The sequence below is a fragment of the Massilia agri genome (assembly GCF_024753255.1).
Taxonomy (GTDB): domain Bacteria; phylum Pseudomonadota; class Gammaproteobacteria; order Burkholderiales; family Burkholderiaceae_D; genus Telluria; species Telluria agri.
The window spans coordinates 1-18,755 of sequence record NZ_JANUHA010000013.1 but is presented as its reverse complement, the minus strand read 5'-3'; the positions used below and the strand labels follow the sequence as shown (position 1 = coordinate 18,755).

The window sequence follows — 18,755 nt, the reverse complement described above, 5'->3', positions numbered from 1 at the left end:
CACGCTCAGAAAAATGTGTCTTGGAAACATCGGTAAAATGGAACATCCTGTAAAGATGGTGGAAGGGAAAGCATGACATCGCCGATCGCCTCGCTGGCGTCCGCGGTGCTGGAAAGCCTGGCCGGACGCTACGCCCAGCACCGCCGCGTCCTGAAGCTGACGACGCCGCTGGGCGAGGACGTCCTGCTGGCCGAAAGCCTGCGCGGCAGCGAAGGGCTGAGCGAGGGTTTTCGCTTCGAGGTCGCCGCGCTGTCGCTCGACGCCGCCATTCCGCTCAAAGCCCTGATCGGACAGCCGGTGCTGCTCGAACTGCTGACGGACGGCTTCGGACAGAACCGGAACTTCCATGGACACGTCACTTCCGCGGAGCTGAATGGCGCCAACGGCGGCTTTGCCCGCTATCGCCTCGTCATCGAGCCGTGGACCCGTTTCCTCTCCCTGGGCCGCGACAGCCGCGTGTTCCAGGACATGAGTGTGCCCGACATCCTCGACACCGTCTTCCGGTCCTGGGACAGCCGCGGCAAGCTGGCGCCGGCCTGGCGCTTCGAGCTGGCCGACCCGGGCGTCTACCCAAAGCGCAGCATCACCACCCAGTACCAGGAAAGCGATTTCGCCTTCGCCGAACGCCTGATGAGCGAGGAGGGGCAGTTCTACTTCTTCGAGCATGGGGCCGAGTGTCATACCCTGGTCATCGCCGACCACAACGGCGCGTTCGTACCCAACCAGAAGGCGGACGTGCGCTTCACCCAGCCGGGAGCGGTGATGCGCGAGGACAGCGTCGACCGCTGGCGCATCGAATCGAAGCTGCAGACCAATGCGGTGGAGCTGGCGAGCTGGGATTACCGCAGCCGCGGCCTGCGCGCCGTGACCAGCTCCGCACTCGACGCGATCGCGCTGCCCAGCCGCGACCTGCCGGGCGTTTACGCCTATGCGTCGCGCGCGCATGGGCAACGCATCGCCGACCGCCAGCTGGAGGCCTTGCAGGCCGAGCGCGAAGTGCACGTCGGCGCCGGCACCGTGCGCAGTTTCGTTCCCGGCACCACCTTCACGCTGCATGAGCACAGCCGCTTCGATGGCAATGAGGACGCCGCCTTCACCCTGGTGCGCGTGCGTCATCTGGCGCACAACAACCTCGATGCCGATACGGGCAACGCCCTGGCGCGGCTGCTCGGGCAGTGCCTGCTCCGAAAGGAGAACGAGGAAGAGCTGGGTTCAAACCTGCATGCGGCGGGGCGGGAGCCTGGCACGCGCCCGGTCTACCGCAACCGCTTCGAGGCGATTCCGAGCCGCGTTCCCTACCGCGCCAGGCGCACGGACGGTCATGGCGCGCTGCTGCATCCGCGTCCGGTCGTGCAGGGGCAGCAGACCGCCATCGTGGTCGGCCCGTCAGGCTCCGTGATCCACACCGACCGGGACCATCGCATCAAGGTGCAGTTCCACTGGCAGCGCGGGGACGCGAGCCATAGCCGCCTGCCGCATCCCTCGCCCGACGGCCACACCGGCGCGCCCGCCGACGACACCGCCGGCACCTGGGTGCGCGTGGCGACACCGCTGGCGCCGGTCGCCGGCGCGAACTGGGGCAGCCATGCGCTGCCGCGGGTCGGGCAGGAAGTGCTGGTCGACTTTTTGGATGGGAATATCGACCGGCCAGTGGTGATCGGCGCGGTGTACAACGGTGCTGGCCAGCCTGATGCGCAAAGCAACCAGGTGGTGCAGGGCGGCGGCGCGGCGACCGGCAATGCGCCGGCCTGGTTCCCGGGAGAAGGTGGGGCACATGCGCATCCGGCGGTTCTGTCGGGGCTGAAGAGCCAGGCGCTGCAGGCCAGCCAGCAGGGCAACGGAGCGTATAGCCAGCTGGTGTTCGACGACACGCCGCAGCAGGCACGGGTGGCGCTGCAGCGGCATGCCAAGGCGCATGAAGGGCATGATGAGCTGAATCTGGGGCATCTGCGGCATCAGACAGACAACCAGCGCCTGGGCCCGAGCGGCTTCGGCGCCGAGTTGAAGTCGGCGCATACCGTGGCGGTGCGCGCGGGCGCGGGCATGCTGCTGGCGACCGATGTGGCGTCGGGAGCCGACGCGCACCTGGAGTCGTCGCCTGCCGCGATGCAGATCGAAAGCGCCAAGGAGTTGATGACCGACCTGGCGTCGACGGCGCAAAAGCACAAGGCGCAGATTGCAGGCGAGGGAAAGGCCGAGGAACTTTCCGCTGTGCGCGACGTCCAGCACTCCCTAGACACAATCCAGGTGAGCAGCGGCGCGGTGGCAGTAGCAGGTGAGGGCGGGATGGGCAGCGCGGCGTCGTTTGGTGAGGCTCAGTTGCAGTTGGCCGGTCCGATGGGCATCGCGGCGTTGACTCCTGCCAGCGCGGTACTCGCCGCCGGCGCTTCGACGGCGATCACGGCCGGGCAGGACATCGACATCGCGGCACAAGCCAACCTGTATCACGCCGTCAAGGCCGGGATCAGCGTTTTCACTTACGGCAAAGCGCAGGCAGCGAGCAAGCCGAATACCGAAACAGGCATCCGCTTGCATTCAGCCAGCGGGAAATTTAGCGCGCAAAGCCAGACCGGCCCGACGCGCATTACCGCCGACCGGACCATTACCGTTGCCAGCGTTACCCGCAGCGTGACCGTGGCAGCAAAAGACACCGTTCTGCTGACGGCGCAGGGCGCCTACCTGAAACTCACCGGGGGCAATATCGAGGTGCACGGACCGGGAAAGATGGCGTTCAGGGCAGGCATGAAGGAGCTGACGGGGCCGCGGAGTAGTACACCCGTGCTGCCGCAGCTGCCGAAGCCGGGACAGGTCAAGAACTTCATGGAGCTTAACTACCGATGGGACGATCTACAGCCCATGGTCGGCGCGCCGTACATGGTACTGTTCGATGATGGTACAAGCGTCAGCGGCAAGCTTGACGCTTATGGCCATGCCCGCTTGGAAAACGTTCCCACGCAGCGTGCACAGGTTTTCTATGGCGAGGACGAACGCGAAGCGGTGCCGCGCAAGCAGCCCAAGTCGAACGCCGTTTTCGGCGCAAAAGCGACGACGGACGACGAGGCGCAACGGCTAATCGCGCAGTATCTCGCACAGGAAGCGGAGCACTACAAATCGAATTTCTTCCCGGACGAAATCGAACGCATGGCGAACGCGGTGGACGGCGAAGGCGACGTCGAGCTGGAATACGATTACCACGTCCATGACTACCTCTACGACGACGAAGATTCGGCGGACGCACGCGACGGGGAACGCAGCTATCGGGACATCCACGGCAAGGACGAAGGAGAGCAGGCATGAGCGCGGTCACACCTGCAGCACGCGCCATCAAGCAGGCTGATTCCGGCATTGGCAACTGGCTGATGGACCTGGTCACCGGCGCTGGCTCGTCGCCGGGGCACATTATCGTGACCGGCATCCTTGGCGTGGTCCCCGGCGTCGGACAGGCGATGGATGCGCGCGACGTCATCATCAGCATCATCGTCATTGCAAAATCCCCCATGAGCGTCAGCGCCTGGGTCAACCTGGTGATCAATCTGATCGGATGTGTGCCTGCGGTTGGGGACGCGTTGAAGGTCGGCTTCAAGCTGATGAAGCAGGGGAGAAGCTTTGGCCGTGTGCTGGAAGCTGTCTCGCCTAAGCTCCGAGGCAATGTGCAAAAATACATGCAGAACGTTAACTGGGGAGCGTTGATTGCCCAAACCAAGAGCTTGTTCTTCAAGTGTATTGACGCGTTCATCGATGGCCTCGATTCTTGGGCGGTCAAGATGTTCGCCGGACGAAAAGAAGTCGCTGCCATCATCGCCGAGCTACAGGGCTTGCGCCGTCGGGCGCCCAAGATGATCGACGAAGCCTTCGCGGAACTGAAGATCATGCATACCCGCATGCTCGGCCATGAAGTGCCACGCAATACGGCTGCAGTTCGCCCGCCTGCTCCCCGGCCTCAGGCACCGTCGCGGGCAGCGCTGGCGGAACAGCAGCGGGTTGCAGCGGCGCGCGTGCAGCGCAGGCTGGCAGCCAAGCGCGCCGCAAAAGAAAAAGCTCCGACAGCGCAACCAAACGCGACGAATACCGCAACGAAGAAGAAGGCCGAACCGAAGAAGCAGAGCTGGAGCTCTGGTATTCCAGCGGAACACATCACCGACTACTACGTCAAGCGAAAGCATATCCACTTCCGTAAAGCCAAGAATGGAGGCCAACTAATTGAAGAACACAGTGTCGGCCACAATGGCTTGGATCACTTGTGGGCAAATTATTCCGCAGGGCGTGAATTCGTCGTCGGCGAGACCAAGTCCAGCATCTTCGATTCTTTCAAGCTCATGGCAGCGTTGCCAGCGGATTTGCAGGAAGCGTTCAACGCTTTGCGCGCGGACGAAGCTGCTAATCCTACCCGCAATGACAGGCCGAACATTTTCGCAAGCGAGGATCGCGACCGGCTCGCCAACAGGCGCGTAGGCGTTGGCGGATCGGATACCCAGGACACGGAGCTTCGGAAGGGCCTCGCTGCCCCGAATGCGGAGACGGGCCTGCACACGCAGATGAGTCACAAGTGGATCGAAGAGCGCTTGCCGCACCCTAGGGAACGCTTGACTGCCAAGGGCAGCAGGCTGCCCAACCTGATCCGCGACTGGTTGGATGGGGATATAGACGAGTGCCCCTACAACCGCTGGATCTCACTGGTGACTGGGCGCCAGCTTCACAAGCACCGCCAGTCGGGGGGGAGCACGCACGAAGTACAGGTCATCCTTAACTTACCCGACAACATACTAGAGCGATAACCATGATTCGATTGATCACGAAACAAGAATTTCCGACGGAGCGGCGGGACCCGCTCTTGGATTACCAGGCGTATCAGGTGGAAGCGGAAGACCTGACGAGCCGTATCCCGAAAGCGGCCAAACGGCTGAGCGATCCGGATTGGATCAAAGGCAAGGATATCGCTACGCTACTGCGGCTGACGCGCGCGCGCGCGGAGTACTCGCTAGATTTGCTTTCGCTCAGCTATTCGGCTGGCGCTCGCATCGACGAACTGGCTGGTTTCCTCCCCAATGTACTCGCTTACTACGAGGAGTACGCCATGTACTCCGAGGCTTACAACGCAAGTCCTGAGGGCAGTAGGAATCCGGCCCCGCACTTGGCCCTCGCCGATGTCGACTTTCACCGCGCCAGCCGATTGCTCTGTTTCGCCATCCTGCTTGGATGGCAGGAACTGGTACCGCGTGTCATGGACATTGTCGACTACAAGAACCCTGTCCGCGATGGCATGTTGGAGCGCTTGGCGGCACGCTTCGTCGAGCGCCCCTCGCCACCGCCCTCGGAGTGCGTACGTCATCTTCCCTACTATAAAACCTTGCGCATTTTTGATGCAGGCCCTTCTGAACGGCCGGGAATGATGAGTGAGTACCTGGATGACTGGTACGAGGCAAGCCGCCGGGAACCGTACCACGGCATGCACGGCGCTCCTCGTTTTCAGGGCTATTGGTCATGGGAGTCCGGGGCGATCACTGCCGTCCTAGGGATCGACGACACGATGTATCGCGAGAAGCCATTCTACCCGCGCGAAATCGTCGACTTCTATCAGCAGAGACTTGCGGCGACCGATGCGCAAAATCGGCCTCAAGCGAAAGAAATTCGTGCAAAAGCCGGCGATCGATGCCCAATCGGGGGAACGTGGGAATCGGTTGGTATTCCTGCTGAACGAGAGCAGTATGCGCAGGGTACGGAAATGCGTCAACTTGGCTCACCATACGGACTGACAGTCTGGCGGTATGTCAAAAAATAGGAATCTGGATCGGGAAACCATACTTTCCGAAACATCTCCACCTCATTTGCTTTGTCGGATATATTGGAGCGGCATATTTGGTTGATATGGCAGACGAGTCTTTCGAAATTTAGAACCCCGTCGCGAAACTAGGCGAGTTGATGGAAGCTGTAAATTCAGAAAAATTGTTTCTATCACTCACGCTGTTGGCATTCGGCAGTGTCCTCGGCTGGCTGTTAACCTACAAGATTGCCGGCGCGGATGCGGGATTTGAAGCGCTTGCTATATGTCTGACTATTGCAGGACTAACGTTTGTTTTTCAGCTAGCACTTTATTTCGTCAATCAAGACCGACTTTTTTATGTCGCGGTATTCTATGGCGCGCTTGGCCTGAATCTCGTTTGGTTCATGTTCAGCCTGTTCATTCCGATATTCTGGGTGGAAACGGTGCCGTTGCTGGCAAAGTGTTCTGCATCGGGAATCTTGGTCTTTCTGTCTATCGCGAACCTTTGGCGAGGCTATCGCCAGTTCGCTGATCGGTGGCGAAGCGTTGGCGACCCACTTGTCATCGGAAGAGTAAATCCGCAATTGCACACAATCGATTGGGAGCAGATCCAGAAACGGTTGCGATACGATGCCAACATCTTTATCCCTGGGCTGCCTCAAAATGTCACCTCGGTATTGTCGGCGCTATTACTCATCTCAATGCTCGCAGGGCTTAATTTCCGGACTGTGTATCCGGTGTTAAGCACGTTTGCCTGGGGTGTTCCGTGTGCAGTATTCGGATCGTTTTTCTTCCAGCTAGTTGGAAATCGTATGTCAGAAGCTAGCGCTATCAACGATTTACAGAAAAAGCTTGGGTTTGTGTTCAAGATTCGGAAGTGAACAAGACGAACCCTCAGCAGATGCCAGTCCAATGGAATGCAGTCGCATCCGTTGCGAGAAAGTTGATGCGTTCAGGCGCGAGTGCATGCCTGCATCTTTTGTAAAGACGGCCAGCCTCTGGAGTGTATTCGCTCGAAAGGGCGGGCAAAAAATGATGGAAAAGCCGACAACAATACTATCTATTTCCTTTTTTCTTTTATTGTTCAGCACCGTTGGTAGCTCATTGCTAGCGTCGAGATTGGCAGGGGATAACGCGGGATATGGTTCAATCGTTCTCGGCACCAGTGGGGCGAGTCTAATTTTCCTCGTGCAGGTCGCGCTATACCGCATGATTCATAACAGGTTGTATTTCGCAATCGTGTTCGGCGCTGCTCTACTTCTTACGTTGGCTTGGATCATGTTTTGCCTGTTCATGCCCATACTTTGGATGGACTCGCTGCCAGTCTATGCAAAGGCAGTTGTAGTATGCATACTCCTATTGTTGTGTGTGGTTAATTTTTTGAAAGGTAAAAGCGACTTTCTTCGCAGTTGGTCCTCGCGTCCCGATCGGCTGCGATTCGGAAATTTGGACCCCGTCAAGGGGACGATTGCATGGGAGAAGGTATTGCTGTCCTTAAAGCTAGAGCCCGACCTATATATCCCCGGCCTACCGCGAAGGCTCTCAACCGTTGCCGGGGTGCTGCTAGTCGGCTTTATGTTAATTGGATTAAATTTTCGCATGGCTTTCCCCGTGTTTAGCGCATTTGCATGGGGCATTCCCAGTGCTGTGATTACGGCGTTTGTTTTCCAATTGATTGGCCAAAAGATGGGCGAAGCCAGGAAGGTACGAGAGATCCAGGCGGAACTTATGGTAGAACTTCAAAGTGCATCTGGAAAACAATTAGTCAAGAAACTGGCTTGATCGCGCTGGGATGGCGCTACGCAAAACCTGATCCCTGCGGTGGCGCTCGCGCTGAGCTGCCCATGGCTATGGCAGCGGTACAGCGGTCATGTCGCGTCGAGAAGCAGCGCAACGTCGCGCCTGACGCGTCATATGTAGCTCATCGACAAGGCGGGCCTGCCAGCCGCGAGATCACCCTACGCGTCCCACTCATACCCAGGTATCGTCCTGCCGGCCAGCTTGCGGCATCAGCTCGCCCAGGCTGCGTACGCAGCGCTCTTCGGACCGGCGGCACGCCGCCCATAGCCCGGTCCTGCCGCAACATGCGCCCGTATCAGCGGTGACCACCCCGCGGCCAGCGCCGCAGCGAAAGGATTCTCCGCTGACAAGGACTCGGAGGCGCGCGCGATGGCGCTGAGTTTGTCGACCGTGCGCTCGACCGCGACGAAGAAATCCCAGTCGGACAGCTCCTCGTCGGCACGAAGGCGAGCATGCTGTTCAACCCAAACAGCGTTAAGTAGGACATTGACTCGTAGACGATCTCGAAGAAACTGCGGCCGCTGCCATCAGCCAATATGGATCTGCTGAACCCCGCGATTTGCTTCCCGTCGCTGTCGATTGCCGGGGCCAGATCAACACCGGTTCCCGGCATGCGCGCCTGCACGCGCCCGTCGGCGCCAATCTGGAAGAGGACGAAGCGCTCGCCGTCCGGCGTCAGGAACACCAGTTCTCGCTCGTCGTTCCAGAAGCACGCGCAGCGCCTGCCTGCCTCGATGGTATAGCTCCCGCGCACCTTGTGGCGGGCGCGCAGCGCCAGCGGCGTGGACCCCGCCCAGATCTTCTCTCCGTCTGACTCGGTCACCTGCACAGCGATGCCGGTGTTGTCATCCAGGTCCAGCAGTTCGTCCGCCGAGCGGTGACTGTAGATGTACACGGCGTTGCTCTCCACCGCTTATGCCTGGACGCGAATCGCTGTCAACCGCCTTGGGGCGGCACGCCCAGCAGCTCCTCGATGTGCGCCAGCGAAGCCGAATCCTTGACCACCGAGCGCAGCCAGGTATGCAGGTCCTGTTCGCCCGCATTCGCCGCCTTGTCGGCAAAATAGGACACCGGGCTGTGCGGCTCGGTGCGGCGGAAGAATTCGGCGATGGCGCGCAACTGGGTGATGGCCTGATGGCGCGTGGTGATGGGGCCCGACGGACCCGCGTGGATCGGCGCTGCATGCGTTTCGGCGGACTGCGTGCCCGCCGGCGCAGCGTCGTGGGCCGGAGCTGCGGCCGCGGGTTCACCCGGCGCCGGCATCGTACGAATCAGCTCCTGTACCGCATCTCGCGCCGCCACGAAGGCCGGCGCCTCGTTGCCGAGCCGCGCATCGGCCGCGCGCTCCAGATCCAGCAGGGCGTCCATGCAAGCCTGCGCATCCCGCGCAAACCCGCTGCGGAAGGCGGTGGAACTGGCGCGCCGCGCCGCCTCCATCTCGGCCAGGCGGCGGCCGTCGTCCAGGTTGGCCTTGCGCGCGGTATCGAAGTCGAGCAGGGTCCAGGCGCTGCCGTTGCCGTCGGTGACCGGGATTTCCTTGAGCAGGCCGGGAATACGCGCCAGGATCCACGCCAGGTTGCCGATGCGCTGCTCCTGGTCGCCGTCCTCGGCTTCCGGATACAGGCCCTGGTCCCAGAAGCGCTCCACCAGGCCGCCCACCACGCGCAGGCCCTCGGCCAGGCCGGGCAGGTAGTGGCGCTTGGCGGCGGCTTCGGTCAGCCAGACTGCCAGGCGCAGGTCCTTGCTGGTGCCCGCGAGCAGGGCGCTGCTGCGCTTGACGACGAAATCCCAGTCGGCTTCCTTCAGCTCGGTCACCCATTCGCCCTGGTCGAGCGAAGGGTCATCGAACTTGCGGGCGTGGACGATGGCGTCCATATCGGACGAAAAACTCAGGTCGGCGCCGGCGGGGCGGTCCGGGCTGATCGGCTGAAGGAGGTCTTCGGCTGTGAACATGCGTGGTCCTTGTGATTCTGTTGTTGCTTACTGTGCGATGCGGAATTCGATGCGGCGGTTGCGCGCGCGGCCTTCCGACGTCTCGTTGCTGGCCACCGGCCGGTCCGAGCCCTGGCCCGAGGCCGTGAGCAGGTCGCCGTTGATGCCGTGACTGGCCATATAGGCCTTCACCGCCTCGGCCCGGGCCTGGCTCAGGCCCTGGTTGGTGGCGCGCAGGCCGACGTTGTCGGTATGGCCGATGATCTCGACCTTGCGCCCCTTGACCTTCTGCATGGCCGCGATCATCTCGTCGAGGATGGCACGCCCGGCCGGCGTCAGGGTCGCCTTGCCGCTCTCGAATTCGACGGTGCGGTTGGCCAGGGCGCTGTCCAGGATGCCCTGTTCGTTGCTGGACACGCGCAGGCCGTTGTTGACGGTATAGGTCGGGTTCAGGTTCGATGCGACGTCGCCTGCGATCTTCTGGCGCAGCCCTTCATTGGCGACTTCGCCGCGCAGGCTCACGGTGGTGCCGTCGATCTTCAATTGTCCGCGGCTGATCTGCTTCAGGTCCGGCGAGATGAGCTTCTGCACATAGCTGTTCCAGTTGGCGGGCATGGCCACCTGGCCGATCGCGATCTGGTCGACCACGCGCTCGGCGCCGTACAGCTCGCGCAGGCGCGCCAGTACGGCTGCCTTGGTGGCTTCGTCGGGAACGGTGCCGGCGGCCAGCACCTGGCCCGGCTGCGGCGCCTGGGCCTGGGCCTGGGCCATGTTGGCGGCGCCCAGCAACAGCGCCAGCAGGAATGGGTAGTAAGGTCGTGCCATGGTCAGGTTCCGATAAAAGCGGTGTTCAGCGAATCGAGGGCGGACTTGAGCGAGAGCTCCTCCTGCGCCAGGTAGGTCGACAGCTTGCGCACGGCATAGTCGTCGTTCACCTGGTCTTCGACCCAGTCGAGTTCGTCGAAGGTGATGTGGCGTTCCTGGCCCGCGCGCGGGTCGATGATGGCCTGCAGGGTCTGCGCCGAGGCGCCCGAGAAGCCCAGCACCAGGGCGGGGCGTTCCGCGATGCGGGTCAGGAACAGGGCCAGCTCGAAGTCGGCGCGCGCGAGGAAAGGCGTGATCAGGTGCATCCAGAAGGCCGCCACCAGGCTGCGGTACATGGGGTCGCGCGGCAGCGGCAGCAGCAGGCTTTTCTCGAGGCGGCTGGAGCTGCTCGCCAGTACCGGTTGCAGCAGCATGCCCAGGGCCAGCAGCAACTGGCGCACGCTGCCCTGGAAACCGGCCTGCGCCAGCATGGCCTGCAGGCCGCCGATGGTCTGCATCTCGAGGAAGTCGGCGAAGGCCGCGTCATAGGCCGACGTGCGCAGGTCGACCTCGATGACCTGGCTGGTGGCGGCCTGCAGCGGCGCCGCCGCGTCGGGGGCCCTCAGCACTCCGGTGCTCAGCGTCTCGAGGCGATTCCACAGGCGGTTCAGCACCAGCGGAGCATCCGGCACGAATTCGGCCGGCTCGCTCACTTCGAGGGTGCTCATCATGAGGAAGGGAAAGCGCCGGCTTGACTGGTCGCTGCTGGCCACGATGTGCCCCGCGATCGCGTGGCGGCGGCGCGGCCCGATGATGGCGAAGTGCAGTGGCGCCATGGCGTCGTAGCTGAGCTTCCAGCGGGCGTCGCTTGCCAGGAGGTCCATGGCGCGCGCCAGCCAGTCGTCGAGGGTCTTGATCAGGGCCGGATTGTCGCTGCCCTTGATGAAGTCGCCCCGGCTCGGCACCTTGCCGAAGTAGCCCACGGTGGCGGCCGTAGCGTTGGTACCGAGACGGCTCATTGCGCACCTCCGTTCGCGGCGACCGCGGTCACGGTGGCGGGCGCCGCGACGACGGTATCCGGCAGGCGCAGGCGCTTGAAGCCCTGGTTGCCCGGGCTAGGGGCGGGCGCGGCGGCCGGCTTGCGCGTGCCGATGACTTTCAGGTTGGCGGAGACGCTCACGCCTTCGTTCGACCAGGTCAGCTCGAACACGCCGCCATCCTTCTTCTTGCGGCTCGAGGCTTCGACCATGCTCTTCAGGCCTGTGCGGCCAGGTTCGTTCAGCAGGGTCACGCTGCGGCCCTGCGGGGTGATCGCCGTGATGCGCGCGCCCGGCGTGCCGAAGTTGCTGGGCCAGGCCATGTGGACCCAGGGCTGGGCCTGGCCGCGCCAGCGCAGTGCCTGGCCGTCGATCTCGATGGTGAATTCGGTGGCGCCGACCGCGCTCAGGGCCTGCAGGTCGAACATGGTCTGCTCTTCGCCGCCGCTGACGGCCGCCACATTGGCCACGCCATTGGCGGACAAGGGAGCGATCCAGCCCGGGAAGCTGGCCACGACGGTGGGCGCCAGATGGATGCCCATGTCGGCCCAGGTTTTTGCCGCCAGCACGTCGCCGCGGCGCACCACCAGCGGACCGATCGTCGTGTCGAAGAACTTGGCGATGGCGCCGGCCGGGCCAAAGATCTCGCCGATCTCCTGGTTGCTCGCCTCCAGGCGCGACTCCACAGAGAAGGGGTATTTCGGCGCGAGGTTCTGGCGGAAGGGCTGGACCACCTGGGCCGCCCAGACCTTGTTGATCTCGAGCTCGGTCGGCTTGACGATCACGGCGAAGCTCTGCATCAGCGGGCGCACCAGCAGCGGGCGGATGGCCGCCTTCTGGCTGTCGCTCATCCCGGTCAGCATCTGCTCGTCCACGTATTTCAGGGCGTCGGCCAGTTCCGAGCCGTTGCCGTCGAGCGTCTGCTGCATCAGCTGCTTGGCGCCCGGGCCCGGGTCGCCCTGGTTCTTGATGGTGTTGAAGCGGCTGCGCAGCTTGGACATCTGGTCCATATAGCCACGCATCAGGGAAGCGTTGTTGTCCTTGGCGACCACCATGCGCGCGACGCCGGCGAACTCGCGGCCGACGGGGCCGAGCGGCAGGGCGGCGTTCTGCGGGGTGCCGGCCGGGATGTTGATGTTCACCTGCGACGGTTTCTGGCGCAGGATGGTCTCCTTGAACCAGGCCATCACGCCGCGCTGCGCCTGCTGCAGGCCGGCGTCGACCAGGGTCGGATTGTCCCAGGAGGTCTGCTGGTAGACCGTGGTCACGAGCTTGCCGATGGGGGAGGTCTGTGGATCGCCCAGGCGATTCATGGCGCCGGCCGCGGCTTCGAAATTGCCGAGGTCGCGGATGGTCACGCCCTGCAGGAAGCGCTGCCACTCCTTGGCGTAGTCGTTCTTGTACAGCTCCACCAGCGACTTCTGGATCTGCTCCGGGCTGCCTTCCAGGGTGAGGTCGTCCTTCGACGCGGTCTTGAGCACCCAGTCGGCGCTCTGCAGTTCGCGGTTGGCGGCGTCGCGGAAGGCGTCCTGCACGAAGCCTTCCCAGGCTTCGCGGGTGAAGGTGCCGGGGATCGCATAGCTCCCCAGCACCAGCTCCTTGTCCTGCTCGCCCACGATGCGGGCCACCGTCATGGTCGGGAAGCGGGTCGCGGCGCGCGCCTTGACGTCGGCGTAGACGCGTTCGCGCGCCGGCATGCCGCGCACCACGCGGCGCAGGTTGTCGCGGGTCTGGTCGACCAGGGCGAGCTTCGGCTCCAGGCGCGGCCAGGACACGTCCTGGATCTGGGACAGGTAGAAGGTGATGATGCGCTCGGCGCCGCGGATCATCTCTTCGCGCGGCATGGCGCCGCGGTTGGCGTCCAGCCAGTTGCGCCAGAAGCGGGTCAGCTGGTCGTTCAGGTGGGCGCCTTCGGCGCGCGCCGGGTCGGCCAGCATCAGGTAGGTCTTGAGTGCGTTGTAGGCATCCTCGCTGCTGGTCGGCGAGGAATCCTTGAACTGCTGGGAGGCCTGGGCCGCGGTCTTCGCGGCGTCCGCGTCGGCGCCGCCTGCGCGCGCCGAGGGCTGCAGCTCGGCGGCGTTGCGGTTGACCTCCGTGAGGAAGCCCTCCAGCGATTCGCCCACGGGTTTGAGCATGACTTCGCGTACGCCGCTGAAGTATTCCTCGCGCAGCTTGCGCTCCAGGTAGTCGCCCTGGTACAGGCCCAGGCTCAGGGAAAGCGGCCTGTCCTCCCGATACCGTTCCAGCTGCTCGATGCGGTCCTGCAGGATCTGCAGGGCCTCGAAGCGCGACTGCAGGTCGACCCGCTTGGCCTGCACGCGCGCCGCCTGGGCCAGGTCGGCTTCGACGTTGGCCACCAGCTGGCGGTTGTTCATTGTCGACCAGGTCCAGCCGCCCAGGGCCAGGCCGGCCACCGCCACGCAGGCGATGAAGGCGGCGTAGCGCATGCGGATCTTGGCGGGGCTCGCATACTGCGCCACCAGGTCCTTGTCGGCGAAGATCACCTTGCGGAAGAGATTGAGCAGGAAGTAGCCCTGCTGCTGGTGTACCTCTTCTCCCTCATGCGGCTGCAGCTTGATGTCGAAGCGCCGCGCCACGCGCTCGGAGGAGACAGAGACCGGCTCGCCTTCCTGCAGCGCGCTGGTGAAGTAGAAGCCGCGGAACACGGGCTTGAACTGGAAGGGATTTTCCTCGAACAGGGTGGCGATGAAAGCGCGCAGCGGTCCCTTGATGTTGGAGAATTCGAGCGGGAAGGTGAAGACGCCCGGCGGCATGCGCTCGCGCCACTGCAGCGCCATGTTCGCCGCGCTCATGTCCTTCAGGCCTTCGTACAGCTCGTCGAAGCGGGCATCGAAACTGTCCAGCACCTGCTGGCCGCTCACGTTCGGGTTGTAGGGCAGCGTCGCGCCCCAGATGCGGTCACGCTCGCCGCGCTCGGCGTCCTGGAAGAATTCGTTGAAGCCGGTGATCAGGTCGGCCTTGGTGAAGACCACGTAGACCGGCGCGTGCACTTCGAGCTTCTCGGTCAGCTCCTGCACGCGCTGGCGCAGGTTCTTGGCCAGGTTGATGGCGAATTCCGGACGGTTGCCGGTCAGTTCGGCCACGCTGGCCGCGATGATCACGCCGTTGATCGGCGCTTTCTTGCGGTATTTCTTCAGCAGCGAAAGGAAGCCGAACCACTCGGCGCGGTCTTCCTCCTGCACCGAATAGCGGCCCGCGGTGTCGATCAGGATGCCGTCGGTGGTGAAGAACCAGTCGCAGTTGCGGGTGCCGCCGACGCCGTGCACGATCTTGCTGTCAGCAAAAGGGAACTGCAGGCCGGAGCTGGCGATCGCCGTGCTTTTGCCGGCCGCCGGGTTCCCGATGATCATGTACCAGGGCAGTTCGTAGAGGGCCGCGTCGCCGGACAGCTGACCCAGTTTCGAGCCCTTGATGGTCGCGATCGCGTCCAGCATGCGGGTGCGGATTTCTTCCTGCTCCTGGCGCTGGGCCGGGTTGGCCTTCGGTGCGGCGCTGGATGCCTGCTGTTCCAGCATGTCGCCCAGCTGGACGCCGGCCTGCTTGCCGCGGTAGCGGCGCCACAGCCAGCCTGCGCCGACGCCCAGCACGGCGAGCAGGAAGATGGCCCAGGCCCAGGCGGGCGGCAGTCCGAGCAGGGCGGTGGCGATCCACAGCAGGGCCGCCAGGGCGAGCAGGCCGGCCAGGCTCAGTGCGGGTCGGGAGGTCAGGGTTTGCCGGAGTGATTGCATCGTCGGTCGTTCTCGTTCAGGAAAGTGCCGCGGCCGGGCGAACCAGGGCGGCAGTACGTTGTAATGGGTCTTCGTTGCCGACGCACAGGGCGGCGCCGGCGGTTTCGTTTGCGTGCTGGTGGGCCAGGACCAGCGCGGCCAGGAAAGGCAACTGTTCGCCATGGCCGCAATGGCCGCAGGCGCCGCCGAGGCTCCTGACGTCCTGGCCGGCGTCGAGGTGGGGCAGGACTTCGCCGCTGAACTTCATCAGTTCCAGCACGCCGGCGCTGCGGTGGCTGGTGTCGGCCAGCACGGCGCTGACGCCGGCGCTGCCTTGCGCGTCGGGCAGCAGCGTTGCGGCGAGCTGGCGCAGCTCGCGTGCGTCGGGCTTGCGGCCTGCATCCTTCGCATTTCGCGGCATGCTCGCCAGCTGCAGGACGTTGGCGGGCAAGCCGCACTGCGCTGCCTGGGCGGCATCGGCGACCAGCAGGCCGGCGGCGGCTTCGCCTGGAATCAGGCCCTGCGGATTCGCGGCGGCGAACAGGGCGCCCTGCATCGCCAGCTCCTCGACGGCCGTTTCACCGATCTGCGAACCGAAGCTGAGGACGATCGTGAATACCGTTTCTCCGGGGCGTGCGGCCTCATCCGCCAGCTGGGCCAGGACGGCGCTCGCCTGCGTCGCCAGGCTTGTGACCTCCAGCCGTTTTTCCGGCCACCCGGCCCGGACCGAGAGCGCTCCCAGCCAGGCCGCGGCGATCGCGCGCTGCTCCTCGTTCCAGCTTGATGCGAGTACTGCCTGGATGCGCAGCACCGGGAGTGGCGCCGCGCCGGCCCCGTCTTGGGCGCCGGCGAGCAGCAGAGGATGGCCGGTCGCCTGCATCAGGAGTTCGCCGGCGACCGCGGTACCAAGTGCAAGGGCGCGCCACTGCTCGTCCTTGAAGCGCGGATCCGCGTGGCCGGCGCTGCTGCGCCACGCGTCCAGCTCCTCCTTGAACAGTTCGATGGCGTCGAGCTGGACGCGCGCGCTCATGAGCGGAAAACCGTCCTGGTCCACCAGTTCGGGGTCGAGGTCGGCGCGTGCGCGGCCTTCGCCGACGGCCTGCGACAGCTCCTCCGCGCTGGCGCCGTGCGGGGTATGGACGGCGCCGGCCAGGATGGCCAGCGCGGGCAGGGCGGGCGGCGCTGCCGGTGCGGCGGCGGCCGCGTCGTCTGTGGGCGCGGGGGATGCTGCCGCCGCGCGCGCTGCCGCGATGCGGCGTCCGAGCCAGACAGCCAGCAGCAGCGCCAGCGGCAGCGCCGCCATCCAGGCGAACAGGTCGAGCGTCGACGGCATGCGGTTGGTGGCGCGCCAGTACGACACCGCGCCGATCCAGCTGCCGCAGAACACGAGGGAGGCGAGCAGGGCGCCTTTGAGCCAGCCGCGCATGCTAGACCTTGTCCACCGTGGTTTGCTGGCCGGCGATGAGCCTGGCGCCGCAGCCGGTTTCGTCGCCATGGCGGGCGACCGGCTTGCCGTCGACCAGCATGGTCATGTCGCCGGTGGCGATGGTCTGGTCGCCGTGCACCGGGCAGCTCACCTTGTCGCCCAGGCGTGCAATGCCGATGCCGCCAATGTCGCTGACCAAGGAGGCCTCGACGACGGTGCCGCCGTGCGAGGTCTTGTCGCCGAGTCTGATCAAGGGGCCTGCCATATTCTGTTCTCCAATTGCTAACGCCGCTTCATGACGCCGGGCCTGCGAAGTTCCGTGTGCCCGAGGTCCATCATCTTCCAGCGGCCGCCCCAGGTGAGGCCGACCGATTCCGCCACTTCGCCATACAGCTGGTAGCCGCGCATGGCCCAGGGATCCTTTTCCGAGATCACGATGCGTCCATTGCGCACGAAGGCGCTGTCCGCGGCCAGGCCGTACTGGTGCCAGCTCTGGAACGCGGCGGCGTTGGTCACGTTCGGCCCCATGGCGGCCAGCTTCTGCTGGCGCTCCGGGCTGCGGTAGCCCTCCAGCAGTGCCATTTCGTAGCCGTGCTTCTCCTTCATGATGCGGAAAGCCAGCAGCAGGCGTTGTTCGAAGTCGGGGTCGAGCATGGCCCAGTCGCGGCTGGCCGAGGCGATCAGGGGGCGCGCCTCGGCGACTTCGGCGGTGGTGAAGGCCACCGGCGGTAGCGGCGGGGGCGGCACCAGCTGCTCGCCTTCGAGCAGGGCCGCGACCTGGCCGTTGACCTCGCGCGTATCGGTTTCGAAGCCATTGAGTGTCGTGTGGGCGCCGCCCAGCAGCGCGAACAGGGCCGGTGCGCCGAGCAGGACCAGGCCCGTCATGCAGATTGCATAGTGCTGTCGCAGGAAGTGGCCGGCCCTGTGCAGGCTATCGAGGCCGGACCGGCGGGTCGATGCGAGCGCCAGCTTGCGCCGCTGGGCGATCGACTGCCAGTGCCGTTGAATGCGTGTTCCAGCGCCGAGCAGCGTCTGAAGCATGAATGCGCGTCCCGTCGGGAACAGCAGCATCCAGCTGATCAGGCATGCCAGTGCGAAGTACAACGCAACAGCAACGAACAGCACGTACTTTTCCTTGTTTAAGAATTGTTACGGAAATGCAGTTGCCGCAAAGTATAACTTTCCCTTGCGATAAGACCCCGCACGATTGGAATTATGAGTAACGCATAAGTCCACACAATTGGTTACTTGTTATTTGGCACGATTTTTACAATCAGCGTAAAGTTATGGTCAACTCAACAGAGGAGTGTGTTTTGCACGACAGTAGCGAACGCCGCCCCGGCGCGGGTCGACCCAGTCTTCTATCAGCGAACGAGGCCCCCAAGCAGGAGGACCGCAGCATCCTGAGCCAGCTCGATGGCCGCTCCGCGCCCGCGCGCGCTGCGCCGGCGCCGGCCCGGCACGACCATCACCAGCGCGGGGTGCGCGCCGCCGTGTTCGCGATCGCCTTCGCCGGTATCGGCACCCTGGGGTGGCTGGCATTCGGCAGCGTGAACGAGTCGGCCGACGCGAGCCTGGCTGCGGCCCAAGCGCCGGCGCGTGTTCCGCCCATGGCCGCCCCGGCGCAGGCCTCGGGCGTCGCAACGAGCGCTCCCGCTCCTGCGCTCGAGTCCATACCGCAGGCGCCCGCCGCGGCGACCATCCAGGACGACCTGACGGCGGCGCTCGACGCACCGAATACCGCGCAGCCTTCCCCGGCCCCTGGGGCGAAGGCCGACCAGCACGATCTCGTCACTCTGCTCGACGCACCGGCCGCCGCCCCGGCCCCCGCGCTCAAGCTGGCCCAGGCCGCGCCAGGCAAGGCCGCCGGCACGAAGAAGCCGGCGGCGGACAAGCCCGCGCGCACCGAGAAGGCGCGTGCGCCCGCCGCCAAGCCGAAGGTGGCGCAAAAGCCAGCCTCCGGCAAGAAAACCGCACCCGCTGTCGACAGCGACGTCGCCATCCTGGCCGCCCTGCTGGCCCACACCAAGGCGCCCGAAGCCGGCTCGCCCGAAGAGATCTACAAGCGCTGCGCCACCAACGCCACCGCCGCCGAAGTGCAGCGCTGCCGCGTGCGCGTCTGCCAGGGCAGCGCCAAGGGCGCGGCCGAATGCAAGTCCGTCCGGATATCCAAAGCCTCGAGTTCGAGTTAACCATGCGTAGTGATTTGCTGGATCAGGCCATCGCTGCGCTTGCGCAGTTCGGCAGCGCCACCCGCCTGTATGCCC

14 protein-coding genes are annotated in these 18,755 nt (G+C 64.5%); 6 read left to right on the top strand and 8 right to left on the bottom strand.

Annotated features, from left to right (window positions below; translation table 11 throughout):
* Window positions 1–72: 72 nt before the first annotated feature.
* The 5 genes from NX780_RS17320 (at window position 73) to NX780_RS17300 (ending at window position 7,543) form a co-directional block, all read left to right on the top strand.
* A complete protein-coding gene (locus NX780_RS17320; RefSeq protein ID WP_258829130.1) occupies window positions 73–3,297 on the top strand; it encodes a type VI secretion system Vgr family protein in 3,225 nt (1,074 codons plus the stop codon).
* Window positions 3,294–4,775, top strand: coding sequence for a hypothetical protein (locus NX780_RS17315; protein ID WP_258829129.1), 1,482 nt, complete (start codon window positions 3,294–3,296; stop codon window positions 4,773–4,775). The genes NX780_RS17320 and NX780_RS17315 overlap by 4 nt, the downstream gene beginning before the upstream one ends.
* 2 nt (window positions 4,776–4,777) lie before the next feature.
* A complete protein-coding gene (locus NX780_RS17310) occupies window positions 4,778–5,779 on the top strand; it encodes a PoNe immunity protein domain-containing protein (protein ID WP_258829128.1) in 1,002 nt (333 codons plus the stop codon).
* A gap of 140 nt (window positions 5,780–5,919) precedes the next feature.
* Complete coding sequence (locus NX780_RS17305) at window positions 5,920–6,642, top strand: malonate decarboxylase holo-[acyl-carrier-protein] synthase (RefSeq protein WP_258829127.1); 723 nt, start codon at window positions 5,920–5,922, stop codon at window positions 6,640–6,642.
* A gap of 85 nt (window positions 6,643–6,727) precedes the next feature.
* Entirely contained in the window at window positions 6,728–7,543 is an 816-nt protein-coding gene (locus NX780_RS17300) for a hypothetical protein (protein WP_258829126.1), read from the top strand.
* A gap of 313 nt (window positions 7,544–7,856) precedes the next feature.
* On the opposite strand, the gene NX780_RS17295 is transcribed toward NX780_RS17300, so the two are convergent.
* From NX780_RS17295 to NX780_RS17260, 8 genes are read right to left on the bottom strand one after another with little or no spacing between them, the layout of a single operon-like run.
* Window positions 7,857–8,456, bottom strand: coding sequence for a hypothetical protein (locus NX780_RS17295; RefSeq protein ID WP_258829125.1), 600 nt, complete (start codon window positions 8,454–8,456; stop codon window positions 7,857–7,859).
* Window positions 8,457–8,497: 41 nt separating this feature from the next.
* Entirely contained in the window at window positions 8,498–9,514 is a 1,017-nt protein-coding gene (gene tssA / locus NX780_RS17290; protein ID WP_258829124.1) for a type VI secretion system protein TssA, read from the bottom strand.
* Window positions 9,515–9,541: 27 nt separating this feature from the next.
* On the bottom strand, window positions 9,542–10,318 hold the full coding sequence (locus NX780_RS17285) for an OmpA family protein (protein ID WP_370663623.1): 777 nt from the start codon (window positions 10,316–10,318) through the stop codon (window positions 9,542–9,544).
* A gap of 2 nt (window positions 10,319–10,320) precedes the next feature.
* Window positions 10,321–11,316: a type VI secretion system-associated protein TagF gene (tagF, locus tag NX780_RS17280; protein ID WP_258829123.1), complete on the bottom strand. Its 996-nt coding sequence runs from the start codon at window positions 11,314–11,316 to the stop codon at window positions 10,321–10,323.
* Window positions 11,313–15,083, bottom strand: coding sequence for a type VI secretion system membrane subunit TssM (tssM, locus tag NX780_RS17275; RefSeq protein WP_258829122.1), 3,771 nt, complete (start codon window positions 15,081–15,083; stop codon window positions 11,313–11,315). Before tssM ends, tagF begins: the two co-directional genes overlap by 4 nt.
* A gap of 16 nt (window positions 15,084–15,099) precedes the next feature.
* Window positions 15,100–16,488, bottom strand: a complete 1,389-nt coding sequence (locus tag NX780_RS17270; RefSeq protein WP_258829121.1) for a hypothetical protein — start codon at window positions 16,486–16,488, stop codon at window positions 15,100–15,102.
* A gap of 1 nt (window position 16,489) precedes the next feature.
* Window positions 16,490–16,753 carry a PAAR domain-containing protein gene (locus tag NX780_RS17265; RefSeq protein ID WP_258829120.1) on the bottom strand — a complete coding sequence of 88 codons (264 nt, stop codon included), beginning with the start codon at window positions 16,751–16,753 and terminating at the stop codon, window positions 16,490–16,492.
* A gap of 17 nt (window positions 16,754–16,770) precedes the next feature.
* Window positions 16,771–17,613: a M15 family metallopeptidase gene (locus NX780_RS17260; protein ID WP_258829119.1), complete on the bottom strand. Its 843-nt coding sequence runs from the start codon at window positions 17,611–17,613 to the stop codon at window positions 16,771–16,773.
* A gap of 188 nt (window positions 17,614–17,801) precedes the next feature.
* Between NX780_RS17260 and NX780_RS17255 the strand changes: the two genes are divergently transcribed.
* Entirely contained in the window at window positions 17,802–18,680 is an 879-nt protein-coding gene (locus NX780_RS17255) for a hypothetical protein (RefSeq protein ID WP_258829118.1), read from the top strand.
* The last annotated feature ends 75 nt before the right edge of the window (window positions 18,681–18,755 follow it).

Bases quoted from the DNA above. Each gene is read 5' to 3' on its own strand.
- NX780_RS17320 (WP_258829130.1), top strand. From the start codon at position 73: ATGACATCGCCGATCGCCTCGCTGGCGTCCGCGGTGCTGGAAAGCCTG.
- NX780_RS17315 (WP_258829129.1), top strand. From the start codon at position 3,294: ATGAGCGCGGTCACACCTGCAGCACGCGCCATCAAGCAGGCTGATTCC.
- NX780_RS17310 (WP_258829128.1), top strand. From the start codon at position 4,778: ATGATTCGATTGATCACGAAACAAGAATTTCCGACGGAGCGGCGGGAC.
- NX780_RS17305 (WP_258829127.1), top strand. From the start codon at position 5,920: ATGGAAGCTGTAAATTCAGAAAAATTGTTTCTATCACTCACGCTGTTG.
- NX780_RS17300 (WP_258829126.1), top strand. From the start codon at position 6,728: ATGCCTGCATCTTTTGTAAAGACGGCCAGCCTCTGGAGTGTATTCGCT.
- tssA (WP_258829124.1), bottom strand. From the start codon at position 9,514: ATGTTCACAGCCGAAGACCTCCTTCAGCCGATCAGCCCGGACCGCCCC.
- NX780_RS17285 (WP_370663623.1), bottom strand. From the start codon at position 10,318: ATGGCACGACCTTACTACCCATTCCTGCTGGCGCTGTTGCTGGGCGCC.
- tagF (WP_258829123.1), bottom strand. From the start codon at position 11,316: ATGAGCCGTCTCGGTACCAACGCTACGGCCGCCACCGTGGGCTACTTC.
- tssM (WP_258829122.1), bottom strand. From the start codon at position 15,083: ATGCAATCACTCCGGCAAACCCTGACCTCCCGACCCGCACTGAGCCTG.
- NX780_RS17270 (WP_258829121.1), bottom strand. From the start codon at position 16,488: ATGCGCGGCTGGCTCAAAGGCGCCCTGCTCGCCTCCCTCGTGTTCTGC.
- NX780_RS17265 (WP_258829120.1), bottom strand. From the start codon at position 16,753: ATGGCAGGCCCCTTGATCAGACTCGGCGACAAGACCTCGCACGGCGGC.